The following is a 15,910-nucleotide window of genomic DNA, read 5'->3' as shown; positions in this document are numbered from 1 at the left end:
GCTTTGAGCATATTTGGCTATGTCTTCCGAAAAAAATAGCAAAGCCTAGCCAAAAAAATAAAGACTTATCGCTATAAATAACCTTGATTTTTGTGCAGGAAAAAGACTATGACCACACAGGAGCAACTACAGCAATGGCATGAACTGGCACAACAGTTTCGTGTCGATAGTATTCGTGCTACAACCGTTGCTGGTTCGGGTCATCCCACCTCGTCTATGTCACCAGCTGATATGATGGCGGTTTTACTCTCCAAATATCTCCGCTACGACTTCGACAATCCACATAACCCTAATAACGATCGCTTTATTCTCTCAAAAGGACACGCTGCACCACTGCTTTACAGCATGTATAAAGCGGCGGGGGTAATTACTGATGATGAGTTGCTGTCGTTACGCCACTTTAAAAGCCCCTTAGAAGGACATCCTACGCCTGTTTTGCCTTGGGTTGATGTGGCTACTGGTTCCTTGGGACAAGGATTACCTATTGGTGTGGGTGTGGCTTTGGCAGGTAAGTATTTAGATCAATTGCCCTACTATGTCTGGGTATTACTGGGAGATAGTGAAACAGCGGAAGGTTCAGTCTGGGAGGCTTTTGATCATGCCGCACACTACACCCTAGATAATCTGATTGCCATTATCGATGTCAATCGATTAGGGCAACGTGGTCAAACTGAACTAGGTTGGAACACACGCGCTTATGCCAACCGTGCTAGAGCTTTTGGCTGGCAGGCCATAGAAATTGATGGTCACGACTTGACAGAAATTGATCAAGCATTTAGCGCTGCTTTGGCTGTTAATGATCGCCCCACGGTAATTATTGCTCGGACAAAGAAAGGTAAAGGTGTAGCTTCTCTAGAAGACTTGGGTGGTTGGCATGGCAAAGCACTGAAACCCGATCAAGAAAAAGAGGCGATCGCCTCTTTAGGTGGGGAACGCCAGATTAAAATTCAAGTAAATAAACCCGAAACACAAGACCAACCCGCGATTACAGGCAATGCTCAACCTCTGCAACTCCCTACTTATGAAAAAGGTGCAAAGGTAGCAACACGTCGAGCTTATGGCGACACTTTAACAGCATTGGGTGCTGCGCGTTCCGATGTGGTTGTTCTGGATGCAGAAGTAAGTAACTCCACTTACGCCGAAGATTTTGCCGAAGCCTATCCTGAGCGCTACTTTGAAATGTACATTGCAGAACAAGAAATGGTAGCAGCTGCTGTGGGTTTACAGGTGAGACAATATAAACCCTTTGCTTCCACATTTGCTGCCTTCTTGAGTCGTGCCTATGACTTTGTACGGATGGCTGCTGTCTCACGTGCCAACATTAAATTAGTAGGTTCCCATGCTGGGGTATCCATTGGTCAGGATGGCCCTTCCCAGATGGCATTGGAGGACTTAGCAGCCTTCCGCGCAGTGTGGAGTAGTACTGTACTTTATCCCAGTGATGCTAATCAGACCGCAAAACTAGTAGAGCAAATGAGCGATCGCGATGGCATTGTCTACCTCCGCACTACACGAGAAAGTACACCTGTCATCTATGGCTCTGAGTTAGAGTTCCCTATTGGTGGTAGCAAGACAATCCGCAGTTCTGATCAAGATCAAGCGGCTGTAATTGGTGCAGGTATTACCTTGCATGAGGCTCTCAAAGCTTATGAGCGCCTAAAAAACGAAGGCATCATGGTACGTGTAATTGATGCTTATTCTGTCAAACCCATTGATATACAGACTCTTCATCAAGCTGCACATGATACAGAGGGTAACTTAGTAGTCGTTGAAGACCACTGGATAGAAGGCGGTTTAGGTGCAGCTGTGCTTGATGCCTTTGCTGGCACAAGCAGCACTCCTGCTTATGATGGATCGCAACTACAACTAATTAAGCTGGCCGTAACTGAAATGCCAGGTTCAGGCACACCAGAAGAATTAATTCATGCCGCCAAAATAGACGCTGATGCCATTGTTGAGGCAGTGAAAATGCAAGTCAGACAGCCGATAGGGGTATGAGCATTAAGGTCTAACTCATTCCTTTGGTAGGAGGTAATTTAAATAAATCCAAGTCTGTGACAGCACCAACACTGCTAGAGGAAACTAACTTAGCATATTTTGCTAAAATGCCTTTTGTATAACGGGGTAGACGGGGTTGCCATTTAGCGCGACGACTGATTAATTCTGCATTGTCAATGTTTATTTGTAACAAGCGAGAATTAGCATCAATAGTAATGCTATCACCTTCTTCGACCAGAGCGATCGCACCACCAACAGCAGCTTCGGGAGCAACGTGTCCGACTACCATCCCGTAAGTACCACCTGAAAAGCGTCCATCAGTAATTAACCCGACTGCATTACCTAAACCCGCACCAATAATTGCTGAGGTGGGTGCTAGCATTTCCCGCATACCAGGGCCACCAATAGGGCCTTCATAGCGAACGATAATTACATCACCAGCTTTAATTTTACCTGCAAGGATGGCATCTAAGCATTCTTCCTCAGAATCAAATACCCTGGCAGGCCCAGTAATACTGGGATTTTTTATCCCGGTAATTTTTGCTACTGCTCCCTCTGTAGCAAGATTTCCTTTGAGGATAGCTAAGTGACCTTGAGCATACATCGGGTTATTCCAAGGACGAATCACATCTTGATTGCTTGGTGGTTCATTGGGAATATCTGCTAAAATTTCGGCAATAGTTTTACCTGTGATGGTGATACAGTCACCGTGAAGTAACCCATGCACCAATAGCATTTTCATCACTTGGGGAATACCACCAGCTTGATGTAAGTTTGTGGCAACATATCTACCACTCGGTTTTAAATCACATAAAACAGGGACACGACCACGGATAGTTTCAAAATCATCTAAATTAAGTTCTACACCCGCCGCATGAGCGATCGCTAGAAAATGTAACACGGCATTAGTTGAACCACCCACAGCCATAATTACAGAAATAGCATTTTCTATAGATTTGCGTGTGATAATTTGCCGGGGTAACAGTTGATTACGAATTGCTTCTACCAATACCTTGGCTGATTCTTCGGTGCTATTGGCTTTTTCTTCATCTTCTGCCGCCATTGTAGAAGAATAAGGCAAACTCATCCCCATCGCTTCAAATGCTGAAGACATGGTGTTAGCTGTGAACATTCCACCACATGAACCAGCACCAAGACAAGCACGGCTTTCAACTTCTAATAGTTCTTCTTGGTCAATTTTGCCAGCGCTATATTGACCTACAGCTTCAAAAGAACTGACAACTGTTAAATCTTTACCCTCGTAGTGTCCGGGTTTAATTGTCCCACCATAAACAAAGATAGCCGGAATATTCATCCGTGCCATTGCAATCATTGCCCCTGGCATATTTTTATCACAGCCACCAATGGCAATCACGCCATCCATACTTTGCCCATTACAAACAGTTTCAATGGAGTCAGCAATCACTTCTCGTGACACTAGGGAATATTTCATCCCCTCAGTTCCCATAGAAATTCCATCACTAATAGTAATTGTGCCGAACATTTGCGGCATTGCCCCGGCTCGTTTAATTCCCGCTTCCGCTATGAGTGCTAGTTGATTAATCCCCATATTACAGGGAGTGATGGTGCTGTAGGCATTAGCCACACCGACAATTGCCTTGTTAAAGTCTTCATCTTGAAAACCTACTGCACGCAGCATAGCCCGATTTGGCGATCGCTGTACTCCTTGCGTGACAAGTTTACTTCTCAAATTCTCTGACATTGTTTTTTCATCCATTCAAATCTCTGTAGGAGTATCATAAATAGACTTATTTGAGATGTCCAATATATATTTATTTAAAATTGAGACTTATAAAATATCAAAAATATGGAACTACGACACCTACGCTACTTTATTGCTGTAGCTGAAGAATTACATTTCAGTAAAGCCGCAGAAAAACTGCATATAGCGCAACCGCCTCTCAGCCAACAAATTCAGCAGTTAGAAGCAGAACTAGGAGTAAAACTTTTTCATCGCAAAACTAAGCGACAAATACAGCTAACAGAAGCTGGTAAGGTTTTTTTACAAGAGGCTTATCAACTATTGGTGCAACTAGAAACAGCAATAGCACTGACTCAAAAAATTGGCAGAGGTGAAACAGGTCAACTGCGAATAGGATTTACTAGTTTGGTAATTTATGATTTATTACCTTTGATTTTGCGACAATTTCACGAGCAATTTCTGGAAGTAGAACTAGTCTTACGAGAGTTAACTACAAGTCAACAAGAGCAAGCACTAAGGGATTCCCTAATTCATGTGGGTTTTGCTCATCCACCTTTGGAAGATGACACACTATCTTATCACTGTATTCACAAGCAAACCTTAGTTGTGGCTTTGTCATCAACTCATCTATTAGCTCAAGAAGAACATATCTGTGTGCGATCGCTCTTAAGTGAACCTTTGATTATGTTTCCTCGCTATCTAGCGCCAGGACTTTATGAGCGCATCATGAGTCTTTTTCAGCAGGAAAATTTCAAACCCAACATTACTCAAGAAGCAATTCAAATGCAAACAATTATTGGGCTAGTATCGGCTGGAATGGGTGTGGCAGTTATACCATCTTCTCTACAAAATCTTCAAAGGTCTGGTATAGTTTATCGTCCTATCTTTGAACAGGCACCTGTAATAGAAACTGCTGTAATTTGGCAGCACAATGGTTTAACACCTATTGTAGAAAATTTTTTACAATTTACTCAAAAAGCTATTAGTAAGTTTCAACAGAGACAATGAAAATAAAATTAGGTTAAACAACCTAGCATTAAGAGCTTAATTTTTAAAAGATGAGGACGATTCGATTATTACTTGGATTAGTTGAATAGTCTTATTAGCCCATCAACAAAAGCTATGTTTTGGCATAGTCACCGTTCGCAACCTATGCCATCCCTATCTCTATCACATCCATGCGGATCTGGTGGAATCACTTTAAATCTGCGGTAGGGAATATCAGAGCAATTCAAATCTGCTGAGTTGGGTGAAATGCAAATATTGGGGTAAGCTTTGTCGCATTGTTGTACTGGCGATCGTTTTGTCGTAGGCTGAGTATTTTTCTTACCTCTCGATGATTTGCCATAGTCAGTCACAAAAAACAGTTTATAGATTTACTATAATGGTGAGAAATTGTTTATGTTTGCTTAAATACTGGGCAAGTCGATGATGCAAAATTTTTTTTAGGACAAACTATTACTGAAGCTGAACAAACTGAAAAAAGATTAATATAACTGATTGCATATATCTAAAATATTTATTTGAAGATAGGAAAACTCGCTTGCAAATCCGGTACTACTCGAATCAAATTAATCTACAAAAGCTAACAGAGACAGGTGTGTATGGGCTACATCTTCCTCAACCAACTACTCTGTATAATTGGGCAAGCTGACTTTTACTGATTTTTTTCACTCTCTTCACCGACTCCACAGCGTCAGATCACAAGGAGATTTATTATGACTAAATTGAATCCAGTGCAGCTACAAAAAAATTTGAACCAAGTTAACTATCCCCTTAGCAAGAAAAGCTTGGTTAAGTATGCTGAAGAAAAAGGTATTGATGAGAAAGTCTTGCGAGTTTTGAAAAAGTTGCCTTCTCAACAATATGAAACCCTGGCTGATGTGGTCAAATTAGTTGACGAAATATTCATTACTAAGATCAGTCTAGTACAATTAGAGAAAAACTTGATTGCAGTTAACTATCCACTCAGCAAAAAAGACTTAGTTAAGTATGCTGAGGAAACAGGCGTTGATGAGAAAGTCCTGCGAGTTTTGAAGAAGTTGCCTTCTAAACAGTATGAAACATTAGCTGATGTAGACAATACAATCAATCAACATGCGTAAGGGGAAGAGAAGCTCAATTAACTAACCGAACATAAGTAAGTAGGCATGGAAAAACCAAACTATATAAAGATAAGTTTTGAGTTGACGCTGCTTTTTCTTTAAACAGCTTCCCATGAACAATCCAGGCCTTCTAGTAGCTGGAATAGTCATTACCTTATTGGTTTTAGGATTACGCCCCTCACGCTCTGAGCGATACCTTCGGCACACTTCGTGAACGCGTCGCTCGAATGACCCAAACCCCACCAGCGTTACTTTATCTCCATTCGCTACAGCTTCAGCCCAACAGTATATTCGCCATCCCACACTTTCACGGTATATTAACTACTGTTTTAAATATTTAAAATAAGATAATTTTAAAACTAATTGACAACAAAAAGTTTTGAGTGAAGTTGCCAGACGATAACTTTTGCGGAGCATATTTAAAGCAGAGTATGGCACACGCAATCGAAGTGGGCGCAACACGGGACGATATAACCAGTAATAAGCCTTTTTTAAATCATTCCACTTTGAACAGGCTTCTTGATGTAGAAAATCTGAAATGTCTACAACTAACCCTTTGCCCTGGTGCATCATGACATTGCGACCGTGGACATCATGAGGGTGGAGTCCGCGACTTCTAGCATAGTCCAAAGCTTCATCGATGTCCTGTATTACCTGCTGAGGAATTGGTAAACCCAAGTGCATACAATCGTAAAGCGTTGTTCCATCAAGCCGTTTCAAAACTAAAAAACCATCTGCGGCATACAAACACTCCGAGAATGCCGGATGAGAACCTAAACAACGGTAAACTTCTACTTCTTCTTCATATCCTGGTCGTCCTGGAGCATAAATCTTCACTACACAATCAGGGTAGTCAGGGTGATCAACAACTGCTGCATAATTTCCTTTGCCCAGCAATCCCCAGGGTTGTGGAAGATATTTGACTTTGATGGGATCGCGGGGATTGACACTTTCTATTTGTAAACTAGGTAATAAATCTTGATAAATGTCCTTGATCAAATGCAATAAATGTGATTTGTTCATATTGGCTCACGATCTGATCCCAACCAACAACTCAAATATTACGGTAACAGTTGAGATTACGCCTGATTTTTTATCTAATCGCTTAAAGGGGCTGGTTCTATAGGTTTCGTGTATGCCTTTAGCTTTGCAGTTTTGGCTCCAGCCACCAACAGAAACCCTCGGTTCATAACCGAGGGCTAACATCTATAGTAGATTAATCTTATTCAAAAACTGGTAATTAAATCAACGTGAGTTCGATGAACCTCTCACTCACTCCCTCCCTCTCCGAAACGAAAAAGGAGGAGCAACGAAAAATTTAGCTTTTTGCTCCCCTCTTCGTGTCGGAGAGGGGCTGGGGGAGAGGTCAAATAAGACTTGTCGAACTTACGTTAAATCACAACGCATTTTGAGGGTTGTGTTGCATTGCCAGACTACTAGACTTGCACTACAATTCCCTGATTTGGCAACTCGAAGGAAGCCGCTGTAATGACAGATGCATTAGGATCGGACACTGTAATTCCGGTAGGTTGAGACTGAGGCAGCAATCGGTAGTCAGTACGCCAGCGATCGCGGTTAAGATCGCAGCGGACATAACCGCGCAGTCTACCATTGAAATATTTCACCCACGGGTTTTCCGGCAATGCTGCTTCTACATCAAATGTCCAAGGACAACCTGAACTGATTGAAGTACCAACAAACTCAGTCGCTACTGTTTTTGAATTGGGGTCGTCGAAGTTAACCTTAAGGTCATTAACCCAGCTAGAATGCCAGTCCCCAGTAATAACTACGGGGTTCGAGGGGCGGCGCTGCTCGATGAAACCGAGAATGCGATTGCGAGAGGCAACATAACCATCCCACTGGTCAAGGTTGAAGACTTCTTCAGTTCCAGTATTGTAGTCAAACTGAGCCATGATAGTTTGTTGAGCCATGACGTTCCAGCGAGCGCCAGAGCGCGAGAGTCCTTGAAACAGCCATCGCTCTTGCTCGGAACCAGTCATGGTGGCAGTTGGGTCAGTAGCTTCAGCGCATCGCGGCTTACGCCCGTCACCACAGGGTTGATTGGTACGATACTGGCGGGTATCTAGGACGTTGAATTCAACGAGATCACCAAAAGTCAACCGTCGATAGAGCTGTAAATCAAGGCCTCTAGGCTTTGAGAAGTCCCGCAGTGGCATGTGTTCATAGTATGCTTGGAAAGCAGCAGCACGACGGGCAAGGAACACCGAGCGTGATTGTACTTCGGGATCTTGAGGAATTTCGTCTGCCCAGTTATTGTCAACTTCGTGGTCATCCCAAGTGACTAGCCAAGGAAATGCAGCATGAGTTGCTTGTAAGTGTGGGTCAGTTTTGTACAGAGCATGGCGGTTACGGTACTCCTCCAAGGTAAATGGCTCACCATTGCCATCGTGCGATCGCAGTGCAGTTGTACTCGGTGCGCCTTCATAAATATAATCACCGAGATGAATTACTAAATCTAAATCCTCTTGAGCCATATTTTTGTAGGCAGCATAATAACCACTTTGCCAGTTTTGACAAGAAGCGAAGGCAAAGCGGAAGCGCTCAACGCGATCGCGCGGGTTAGGAGCAGTGCGAGTTCGTCCAATAGGACTGACTTGATTACCAACTCTGAAGCGATACCAATACCAACGGGCTGGTTGTAATCCTTGCACTTCGACATGCACAGAGTGTCCAAATTCCGGAGTAGCCATTTTTACGCCACTGCGGACAACTCGCCGCATCTTTTCGTCAGTAGCAATCTGCCACTGCACTGGAACATTATATGGTGGCATTCCACCACCATTGAGTGGATCGGGGGCTAGGCGCGTCCACAACACTACATTATCTGGAAGTGGTTCACCAGAAGCGACACCTAGACTAAAGAGATAATCAGAAAATCGGGGCTGGGCGAGAACTTTGTTAGACCATTGATTGGCGATCGCCAAACCAGTTAAGGCTCCAGTCCCAATCAAAAGTTGTCGCCGTTTCAGGCGACTTGATAGCAAACGATCAAAGTTGAACTTTTGCATACACTCCCCTTGTTTTTGAACCACAGCGCAATGTAACATCGCAACTTTAATACTTCTTTGCAATCAGGTTAAGTGTTGATTATTCCAAAACAACTATAATTCTTTAAGCAGAGCAATCTAAAAAAATTGAAAAAATTATGGCAACCGAACAGGAGCTTCAATCTCTTTTTAATACCTTGGATACCGATCTTGATGGCAAAGTTTCTATAAATGAGCTTTTTTTCAGCCCTGGCTTAAGCGCAATCATCTCAGCCGAAACAGGTGTCAGTAGTCCCCAGGAATTGCTAGCTATGCATGGAGATAAAGACGGTAGTATCACCTTTGAAGAGTTGAAACAAGTTGTCAAATCAGCTGGAAACTTAAACTAGCTGTACCCCATCCATCCCCAACCTAAACCCATCTCCCCATCCCCACCCAAACGATCACTACAGTGCTGCCGTCCTCTGAAGCATTAGGGGGCAATTTTGCGTTGTGATGGAAGGGCTTTCCACAATTTGGCTGAATTTGAATAAAAAAGACAAATTTTAAGCTTTCCTAGGGTGTTAGCTCTGTGCCTTTTTAGAATGTCAAAATTCATACAAAATATATGGTGTTTATTTGGGCAAAAGCCTATCTTTTAGTAAATCTGAGGAAAGTAGGCGATCGCTCTTATGGTCAAAATCTGGAAATTTCCTCAAATATGGTGATGCTTTTATTCATAGTTGTTATTTCTAACGATATAAGACAAATAATTCAAAATAGTGCAATTTAAAAGTAGTGCAAATATCGGAAATTATGGACGCTGCTAAACGCCTTGCTACTCTAAATCGCATTCGCAAACTCAGCCGTTTGATGGATACATCTATACGCATCCCTCTAACAGGTTTTCATATTGGAATAGACCCAATTATCGGTTTAGTTCCAGGTGCTGGTGATTTAATCAGTACAGCGTTTTCAGCTTACATTATATTTTTAGCTACCCGCCTCGGCATTCCACGTCAAGACTTAACCAAAATGATTTTTAATGTTGGTTTAGAAACAGTAGTGGGTACTGTGCCTTTTGTGGGTGATTTATTTGATGCTTTCTATAAATCCAATATTCGTAATTTGGCAATTTTAGAGCAACATTTGACAGTGGTTGAACCAGAACTTAAAGAAATTTCTGATGAACTTTACTCTCGTGAGTTCAGCCAAGTTTAAGAAGGCATATTTAAAGAAATTTCCCTAAACGGTATCATCCATCCACACTCCGCGCGATCCCAATGCACCAGTGATGTGTAGTCGCGGTCAAATTCATACCCACACTGAGGACACCTACTAGTAAACATCGGATGCCATTCAAGTAACTCTAGTTCTTGCTCTGGTGTCCAGCGTTGCTGGGGCTGTAAAATCAATTTGCCGTTATAGTAACTTGCTCCCTCCGGTTGCCATAGTTCTACTAATTCGGTGGTGGGGTCTTCTCGAATATTTTTACTATCATTTCTTGATAAAAACGCAGAGTATGTTTTTTGAGCTTTACTTACGCGATCGCAATTATTAACGCTGTTATGCAGTACAAACTGGGACGGCAACTCATACCAATTCACAATGACGCTCCTTCGTCGCTAACGCTGCGCTAACGCAATGACGCTCCTTCGTCGCTCTAAGCGTTCGCGTTAGCGTCTCGTAGAGAAGCTATGCCGCAGGCTTTACGCTGCGCTAACGCAATTCGCAATTAAAAAACCTAGATAAAGTAAACCTTTCAATGGTTAAATCTGTATCAAATTTTTCGTGAAATGGTATCAGTGATATTGAGACGGTTATCCTTCAAGGTGCTTGGCAGAATAAAACCTATACACAAATTGCCGATACAGCAGGGTATTCTATTAACTATTCTCAAAACTGGGGATCCCAACATCTTAAGATGCCTCTTAGCTGTCTAACGCTGTTTTCAAATGGAAAATAAGCATAATCGTCCCAACGCTCGGTCAATTTTAGTCAACAATATAAATAACTAGAGGATTTTAGGATAATTTAAGATCAATACGATGTACGAACAAATTTCTCACTCACTGTTAAATTCCATACTGGATGATTTAAAGCCGGAAATTCGTCGGCAAGATTTGCGGCATTTTTATACCCGTCTTGGTGCGAATTTTTACGCGATTCATTCGCTGTTTTTTACACTATACGGACATCGTGATGATTTTAAACTACAAATGTTACGGCTAGTTGAAACAATGGCGAAAGGCTATATTGATCGCTCTCCAGAGCTAGAGCGGTTGGATATTCAACGTGAGCAAGATCACAATTGGTTTTTGTCGCAAAAATGGGTAGGGATGGCTCTTTATTCCAACGGTTTTGCAGAAAACCTTGCAGATTTAGAGAACAAAATAGGCTATTTTCAAGAGCTAGGCATCAATATGGTGCATATTATGCCGATTTTGATGTGTCCTAATGGTCAAAGTGATGGGGGCTATGCCATCAGTGATTTTAGACAAATTGATGATCGCGTTGGTGATTTAGAAGATATTCGTCGCATTGCTAAGGGGTTCAGAAAGCGTGATATTTTGCTGGTTCTGGACATTGTGCTTAACCATACTTCTGACGAACACGAATGGGCGCAAAAAGCGAAGATGGGCGATCGCAGTTTTCAAGATTACTATTTTATTTTTGAAAACAGAGAAATCCCTGATATGTTTGAGCAAAACATGCCAGAAGTTTTTCCTGAAACAGATCCGGGCAATTTTACTTGGAATGCCGAGATGGAAAAATGGGTGATGACGGTTTTCCATAATTATCAGTGGGATTTAAATTACAGCAATCCCAGGGTTTTTATTGAAATGCTCGACATTATTCTTTTTTGGGCAAATCAAGGCGTGGATGTTCTCCGACTCGATGCAGTTGCTTTTTTATGGAAAAAGATCGGTAGTTCTTGCCAAAACGAGCGCAATGCACATTTAATCTTGCAGTTAATGAAAGATTGTTGTCAAGTGACTGCGCCTGGCGTGTTGTTTATCGCTGAAGCGATCGTTGCCCCTGTGGAAGTAATTAAGTATTTCGGCGAAGATGCGATCGCCGCCAAAGAATGCGAGATTGCTTATAACGCTACTTTAATGGCATTATTATGGGATGGAGTCGCAACTAAAAACACTAAGCTACTTTACCAAGGCATCAAAAGTTTGCCTAACAAATTAGAACGCGCTACTTGGCTAAATTATGTGCGCTGTCATGATGACATTGGTTTTGGTTTTGACGATCACGATATTCGCGTAGCTGGTTATGAACCAAGAGCGCATAGAAAATTTTTAGTTGATTACTTAAGCGGTAAATTTGAGGCATCATCATCTAGGGGACTGGTGTTCATGCCTAATGAAGCGACAGGAGATGCGCGTATTTGTGGTTCATTAGCTTCTTTGGTTGGATTAGAATCTGCACTGGAAATTGCTGATGAGGATTTGATTGCTCTTGCAATTAATAGAATTCTATTAATGCACGCAATTATTCTATCTTTTGGAGGAATCCCTCTAATTTATAATGGCGATGCGATCGCTGTACTCAATGATTACAGTTATATTGATGATCTAAGCAAAACCAATGACAATCGCTGGGTACACCGCCCTAAAATCAATTGGGAAAAAGCTGATTTACGCAAAAAACAAGGCACGGTGGAATACACAGTATTCAGTGCTATGAAAAAAATGATTGCTATCCGTAAAGAAATTTCTGCATTTGCTGATTTTAATAACCGTGAATTGCTGCACCTAGAGAATGAACACTTGCTATGTTTTATTCGTTTCAATCATCAACGTCCATCAGAAAAAGTGCTGGTCATCGCCAACTTTGATGCAAATCCGCAATATTTGTATTTAGAGTCACTTAGAAATACAGGCTTTAACGTTTATAGTAGGTTTGTTGATTTATATAGTGGTACAAAGCCAGAGCAATGTGATAGTTGCATTACTCTAGAAGGATATCAATTTTATTGGCTGACAGAGACATAAAAAGCTTCAATATTTTTGCCAAAATAAGGGCGAACTTGTACTGAGCGCACCCGAAATATTGCGAATTGACAATTGTTAGGGAGACATAATCAGTCTTATTTAACTCCAGCCCAAACGCTTGGAAGAGAAGCTCTAATACCAATTCACAATGACGCTCCTTCGTCGCTCTAAGCGTAGCTATGCCGCAGGCTTTACGCTGCGAAGATCGCAATTCGCAATTCGCAATTAAAAAACCTAGATACAGCAAACCTTTCAATGGTTAAATCTGTATCAAATTTTTCGTTAAATGGTATAACGAGTGGCGAGGCGATCAACACCAAGTTCGCGATTAAAAATTCGGGCTCAGGCAATCACTTGCTGTACAATCTATATTTCGCTCTACTGGGAGATGAGAGCTAGAAAATAGATTTAAGTTCACAAGAGCAACATCTCCTGAACATGGGTTTAGATTTTGAAAAACCCTTTGTTCTTTACATCGGGTTACATGTATATGTTTTCTGAAGTTAAAAAATGTCTCGTGTTAGCCATACCTTTAGTAGCAGCACAATTGGCTCAATCTGCAACCGCTTTTGTGGATACGGTAATGATGGGCTGGCTGGGAAGTCAAACCATTGCATCTGGAGGTTTGGGAGCTGTTATCTTTAGTTTTTGTCTGTTGATTGTTGCTGGTATCGTTTCTGCTGTCAGCCCGTTAGCTGCCCAAGCATACGGAGCCGGAAATAAAGAAAAAGTTGGCACAATTGTCCGGCTTGGACTTGGGATATCTCTGGTACTAGGAATACCAATTACATTGCTACTTTACAATGGAGGTACTTTACTACTTCTACTAGGCCAGGATGCTAACACAGTAGCATTAACAGAGATTTATTTAAGAGCGATCGCACTGGGTTTTATTCCTGGTTTGGGCTTTGCAGTACTTAAAAGCTTTCTTTCTGCTCTGTTGCAACCGCAATTAGTGATGGTGACTGTGGTTTTGGGTACTCTGTTCAACATCACAGCTAATTATGTGCTGATGTTTGGTAAACTGGGATTCCCTGAGCTGGGTTTAGCTGGTATCGGTTGGGCAAGCACACTCTCAATTTGGAGTATGTTTATTGCTTTGACAGTTTATATATATAATCAGCCTCACTTTGTAGTTTACGGTATTTTTCGACCTTCGCCTCACGAAGCTTTTTCCCTAGAGCATCGCCGTATCATTAGCGAGATTTTTCAGGTTGGATTGCCCATTGGGGGACTGATTGCAGTGGAAGCAGGACTGTTCACCGTTGTTACTTTCTTAATAGGACAATTAGGAACAAACGCTCTTGCTGCCCATCAAATCGCTTTACAAACAATTTCGATGTCATTCCAGATTGCACTAGGTGTTTCTTTAGCGATAACAGTACGTGTTGGGCAGTTAGTAGGACAGAATGACCTCCTTGCCACTCGTATGGCTGGATATGTAGGCATTGCCATTGCAGCTCTATCTATGGGTGCAATAGGCATTACATTCTGGTTAGTGCCAAAGTCGATTATTTCTCTTTATATTGACATTAGCGATCCAAACAATGCAGATGTAGTTGTCCTCGCAGTGAAATTGCTGGGAGTAGCAGCGATTTTTCAAATAGTTGACGGTGTACAAGTTACTGCCGCAGGAGCATTACGCGGACTAAAAGACACTCGGATTCCGATGTTGATTGGTATTTTTGCTTATTGGTGTGTTGGTCTATTCACTGGTTACACTTTCGGAATCTCGTCGGGTTCTGGAGCTATTGGTCTTTGGTGGGGACTAGCTATTGGTTTAGCAATCGCTGCAATAATTATGACTTGGCGGTTTAGAAACAAAACAACTAATACCATTTCACGAAAAATATGATACAGATGTAAACCCTAAAAACTTTGCTGCATCTAAGTTCTTTAATTGTGAATTGCGAATTGCGAATTGGTATTACCCTTTACCCCCTCTTGGTAACGGTTAATGCTCCAGTTCACTAATTCGTTGAAAAAGATAACCAGTTCCTCTTGCTGTCAAGATATATTCTGGATGTTCTGGGTCATCTTCTAACTTCGAGCGCAAACGCGAGATATGCACATCCACCACACGAGTATCTGCATGTTGTTCTGCGTTATAACCCCAGACTTGCTGCAATATTTCTCCACGAGAAAAAGATTTTCCTGAATGGCGCATCAATAACTCTAGCAAGCTATACTCCACACCCGTTAATCTAATCCGCCCACCTGCTTTGTACACTTGTCGCTTATTCGTATCAATTTTGAGATCGTCTACTTCAATCACTCCCAAACTAGAAATAGCAGCAGCGCTTGTTCTATCGTTTCTCCGTCGCAGTACCGAGCGAATTCTTGACTCTAATTCCTTGGGAGAGAAAGGCTTCGTCATATAGTCATCAGCCCCTAATTCCAATCCAGTGATCCGATCTGCTACATCTGCCAAGGCTGTCAGCATAATAATCGGTACATCCGACTCTTTACGTAATTCTTGACACACACCATAGCCATCTAACTTTGGCATCATCACATCTAAAACTACTAAGTCTGGCTCAGATGAGCGAAAAGTTGACAACGCCTCTTCTCCATCACCAGCGGTGACTACATCATAGCCAATCATGGAAAGGCGCGTTTCTAAAATCCGACAAATGCTAGCTTCGTCATCTACCACCAGGATTTTTTCTTTGTGACTTTCCAAGTTTCTCAATCCTCCTTTGCGGTGGTAACTCTGAATCATCACTATCATGTTCGAGCAAGTCAATCTTCAAACTCTTGCTGAAACATATCTTATTTAAATCTTTGCTTGCTCGAAACTTTATTTAATATAAAGTACCCTAAATGCTCTACAAGAGGGCATTTGATTGCTTGACTGCTCCCAAGCGATCGCTCATAAAAGTTGGGTTCCTAGTATTTTATACTTATGCGTGAAATTTAGGCCTTTAACCTGGATTTTATAGTCAATTCTGATGCTTTATTAAAGATTCCGCATAACAATTAGGGAAGAGCCGAATATCAGAAGACGGGTTTTGCGAATAGGGAGAAACGACAGATTACGTTACCATGTATTTAGAAGAGCATTGTGTTAAGCAAAGCATCACTTGTATCCAC

General features: G+C 41.9%; 14 protein-coding genes and 1 pseudogene. 8 read left to right on the top strand and 7 right to left on the bottom strand.

Features of this window, described 5'->3' with window-relative positions:
* Window positions 1-108: 108 nt before the first annotated feature.
* Window positions 109-1,998, top strand: a complete 1,890-nt coding sequence (locus tag I8751_RS17965) for a transketolase (protein ID WP_214440485.1) — start codon at window positions 109-111, stop codon at window positions 1,996-1,998.
* A gap of 10 nt (window positions 1,999-2,008) precedes the next feature.
* On the opposite strand, the gene ilvD is transcribed toward I8751_RS17965, so the two are convergent.
* Window positions 2,009-3,721, bottom strand: coding sequence for a dihydroxy-acid dehydratase (gene ilvD, locus I8751_RS17960; RefSeq protein ID WP_214440529.1), 1,713 nt, complete (start codon window positions 3,719-3,721; stop codon window positions 2,009-2,011).
* Window positions 3,722-3,826: 105 nt separating this feature from the next.
* Here ilvD and I8751_RS17955 point away from each other — a divergent pair, with 105 nt between their 5' ends.
* A complete protein-coding gene (locus tag I8751_RS17955) occupies window positions 3,827-4,729 on the top strand; it encodes a LysR family transcriptional regulator (RefSeq protein ID WP_214440484.1) in 903 nt (300 codons plus the stop codon).
* Window positions 4,730-4,857: 128 nt separating this feature from the next.
* Here the strand turns inward: I8751_RS17955 and I8751_RS17950 are convergent, their stop codons facing one another.
* Window positions 4,858-5,079, bottom strand: coding sequence for a hypothetical protein (locus tag I8751_RS17950; RefSeq protein WP_214440483.1), 222 nt, complete (start codon window positions 5,077-5,079; stop codon window positions 4,858-4,860).
* Between the two features lie 360 nt (window positions 5,080-5,439).
* On the opposite strand from I8751_RS17950, the gene I8751_RS17945 reads away from it, so the two are divergent.
* Entirely contained in the window at window positions 5,440-5,826 is a 387-nt protein-coding gene (locus tag I8751_RS17945; protein WP_214440482.1) for a DUF2795 domain-containing protein, read from the top strand.
* Between the two features lie 13 nt (window positions 5,827-5,839).
* Here the strand turns inward: I8751_RS17945 and I8751_RS17940 are convergent.
* The 3 genes and pseudogenes from I8751_RS17940 to I8751_RS17930 all read right to left on the bottom strand — a co-directional run.
* Window positions 5,840-6,102, bottom strand: a pseudogene (locus tag I8751_RS17940) (HU family DNA-binding protein); the annotation flags it as partial.
* 45 nt (window positions 6,103-6,147) lie between these two features.
* The gene (locus tag I8751_RS17935; protein ID WP_214440481.1) at window positions 6,148-6,849 is read right to left on the bottom strand and encodes a serine/threonine-protein kinase; all 702 of its coding nucleotides are present in this window, start codon (window positions 6,847-6,849) and stop codon (window positions 6,148-6,150) included.
* A gap of 413 nt (window positions 6,850-7,262) precedes the next feature.
* Window positions 7,263-8,855, bottom strand: coding sequence for an alkaline phosphatase D family protein (locus I8751_RS17930; protein WP_214440480.1), 1,593 nt, complete (start codon window positions 8,853-8,855; stop codon window positions 7,263-7,265).
* Between the two features lie 137 nt (window positions 8,856-8,992).
* On the opposite strand from I8751_RS17930, the gene I8751_RS17925 reads away from it, so the two are divergent.
* The 3 genes from I8751_RS17925 (at window position 8,993) to I8751_RS17915 (ending at window position 10,034) form a co-directional block, all read left to right on the top strand.
* Window positions 8,993-9,223 carry an EF-hand domain-containing protein gene (locus tag I8751_RS17925; protein WP_214440479.1) on the top strand — a complete coding sequence of 77 codons (231 nt, stop codon included), beginning with the start codon at window positions 8,993-8,995 and terminating at the stop codon, window positions 9,221-9,223.
* A gap of 218 nt (window positions 9,224-9,441) precedes the next feature.
* The gene (locus I8751_RS17920; RefSeq protein ID WP_214440478.1) at window positions 9,442-9,606 is read left to right on the top strand and encodes a hypothetical protein; all 165 of its coding nucleotides are present in this window, start codon (window positions 9,442-9,444) and stop codon (window positions 9,604-9,606) included.
* A 23-nt stretch (window positions 9,607-9,629) separates the two neighbouring features.
* A complete protein-coding gene (locus tag I8751_RS17915; RefSeq protein ID WP_214440477.1) occupies window positions 9,630-10,034 on the top strand; it encodes a DUF4112 domain-containing protein in 405 nt (134 codons plus the stop codon).
* On the opposite strand, the gene I8751_RS17910 is transcribed toward I8751_RS17915, so the two are convergent.
* Window positions 10,031-10,420, bottom strand: a complete 390-nt coding sequence (locus tag I8751_RS17910; RefSeq protein WP_214440476.1) for a hypothetical protein — start codon at window positions 10,418-10,420, stop codon at window positions 10,031-10,033. The two genes, I8751_RS17915 and I8751_RS17910, sit on opposite strands and share 4 nt — an antisense overlap.
* 441 nt (window positions 10,421-10,861) lie before the next feature.
* On the opposite strand from I8751_RS17910, the gene I8751_RS17905 reads away from it, so the two are divergent.
* Together I8751_RS17905 and I8751_RS17900 are read left to right on the top strand one after the other, a co-directional pair.
* Window positions 10,862-12,817, top strand: a complete 1,956-nt coding sequence (locus tag I8751_RS17905) for an amylosucrase (RefSeq protein WP_214440475.1) — start codon at window positions 10,862-10,864, stop codon at window positions 12,815-12,817.
* A gap of 490 nt (window positions 12,818-13,307) precedes the next feature.
* Window positions 13,308-14,672 carry an MATE family efflux transporter gene (locus I8751_RS17900; protein WP_225894227.1) on the top strand — a complete coding sequence of 455 codons (1,365 nt, stop codon included), beginning with the start codon at window positions 13,308-13,310 and terminating at the stop codon, window positions 14,670-14,672.
* Window positions 14,673-14,771: 99 nt separating this feature from the next.
* On the opposite strand, the gene rpaB is transcribed toward I8751_RS17900, so the two are convergent.
* Window positions 14,772-15,500, bottom strand: a complete 729-nt coding sequence (rpaB, locus tag I8751_RS17895) for a response regulator transcription factor RpaB (protein ID WP_214440527.1) — start codon at window positions 15,498-15,500, stop codon at window positions 14,772-14,774.
* Between the last annotated feature and the right edge of the window lie 410 nt (window positions 15,501-15,910).

The sequence above is a fragment of the Atlanticothrix silvestris CENA357 genome, from assembly GCF_016056295.1.
Taxonomy (GTDB): domain Bacteria; phylum Cyanobacteriota; class Cyanobacteriia; order Cyanobacteriales; family Nostocaceae; genus Atlanticothrix; species Atlanticothrix silvestris.
This window is presented reverse-complemented; position numbering and strand designations above follow the sequence as displayed.

Bases quoted from the DNA above. Each gene is read 5' to 3' on its own strand.
- I8751_RS17905 (WP_214440475.1), top strand. From the start codon at position 10,862: ATGTACGAACAAATTTCTCACTCACTGTTAAATTCCATACTGGATGAT.
- I8751_RS17935 (WP_214440481.1), bottom strand. From the start codon at position 6,849: ATGAACAAATCACATTTATTGCATTTGATCAAGGACATTTATCAAGAT.
- I8751_RS17965 (WP_214440485.1), top strand. From the start codon at position 109: ATGACCACACAGGAGCAACTACAGCAATGGCATGAACTGGCACAACAG.
- I8751_RS17955 (WP_214440484.1), top strand. From the start codon at position 3,827: ATGGAACTACGACACCTACGCTACTTTATTGCTGTAGCTGAAGAATTA.
- I8751_RS17925 (WP_214440479.1), top strand. From the start codon at position 8,993: ATGGCAACCGAACAGGAGCTTCAATCTCTTTTTAATACCTTGGATACC.
- I8751_RS17920 (WP_214440478.1), top strand. From the start codon at position 9,442: ATGGTGTTTATTTGGGCAAAAGCCTATCTTTTAGTAAATCTGAGGAAA.
- I8751_RS17945 (WP_214440482.1), top strand. From the start codon at position 5,440: ATGACTAAATTGAATCCAGTGCAGCTACAAAAAAATTTGAACCAAGTT.
- I8751_RS17900 (WP_225894227.1), top strand. From the start codon at position 13,308: ATGTTTTCTGAAGTTAAAAAATGTCTCGTGTTAGCCATACCTTTAGTA.
- ilvD (WP_214440529.1), bottom strand. From the start codon at position 3,721: ATGTCAGAGAATTTGAGAAGTAAACTTGTCACGCAAGGAGTACAGCGA.
- I8751_RS17930 (WP_214440480.1), bottom strand. From the start codon at position 8,855: ATGCAAAAGTTCAACTTTGATCGTTTGCTATCAAGTCGCCTGAAACGG.
- I8751_RS17915 (WP_214440477.1), top strand. From the start codon at position 9,630: ATGGACGCTGCTAAACGCCTTGCTACTCTAAATCGCATTCGCAAACTC.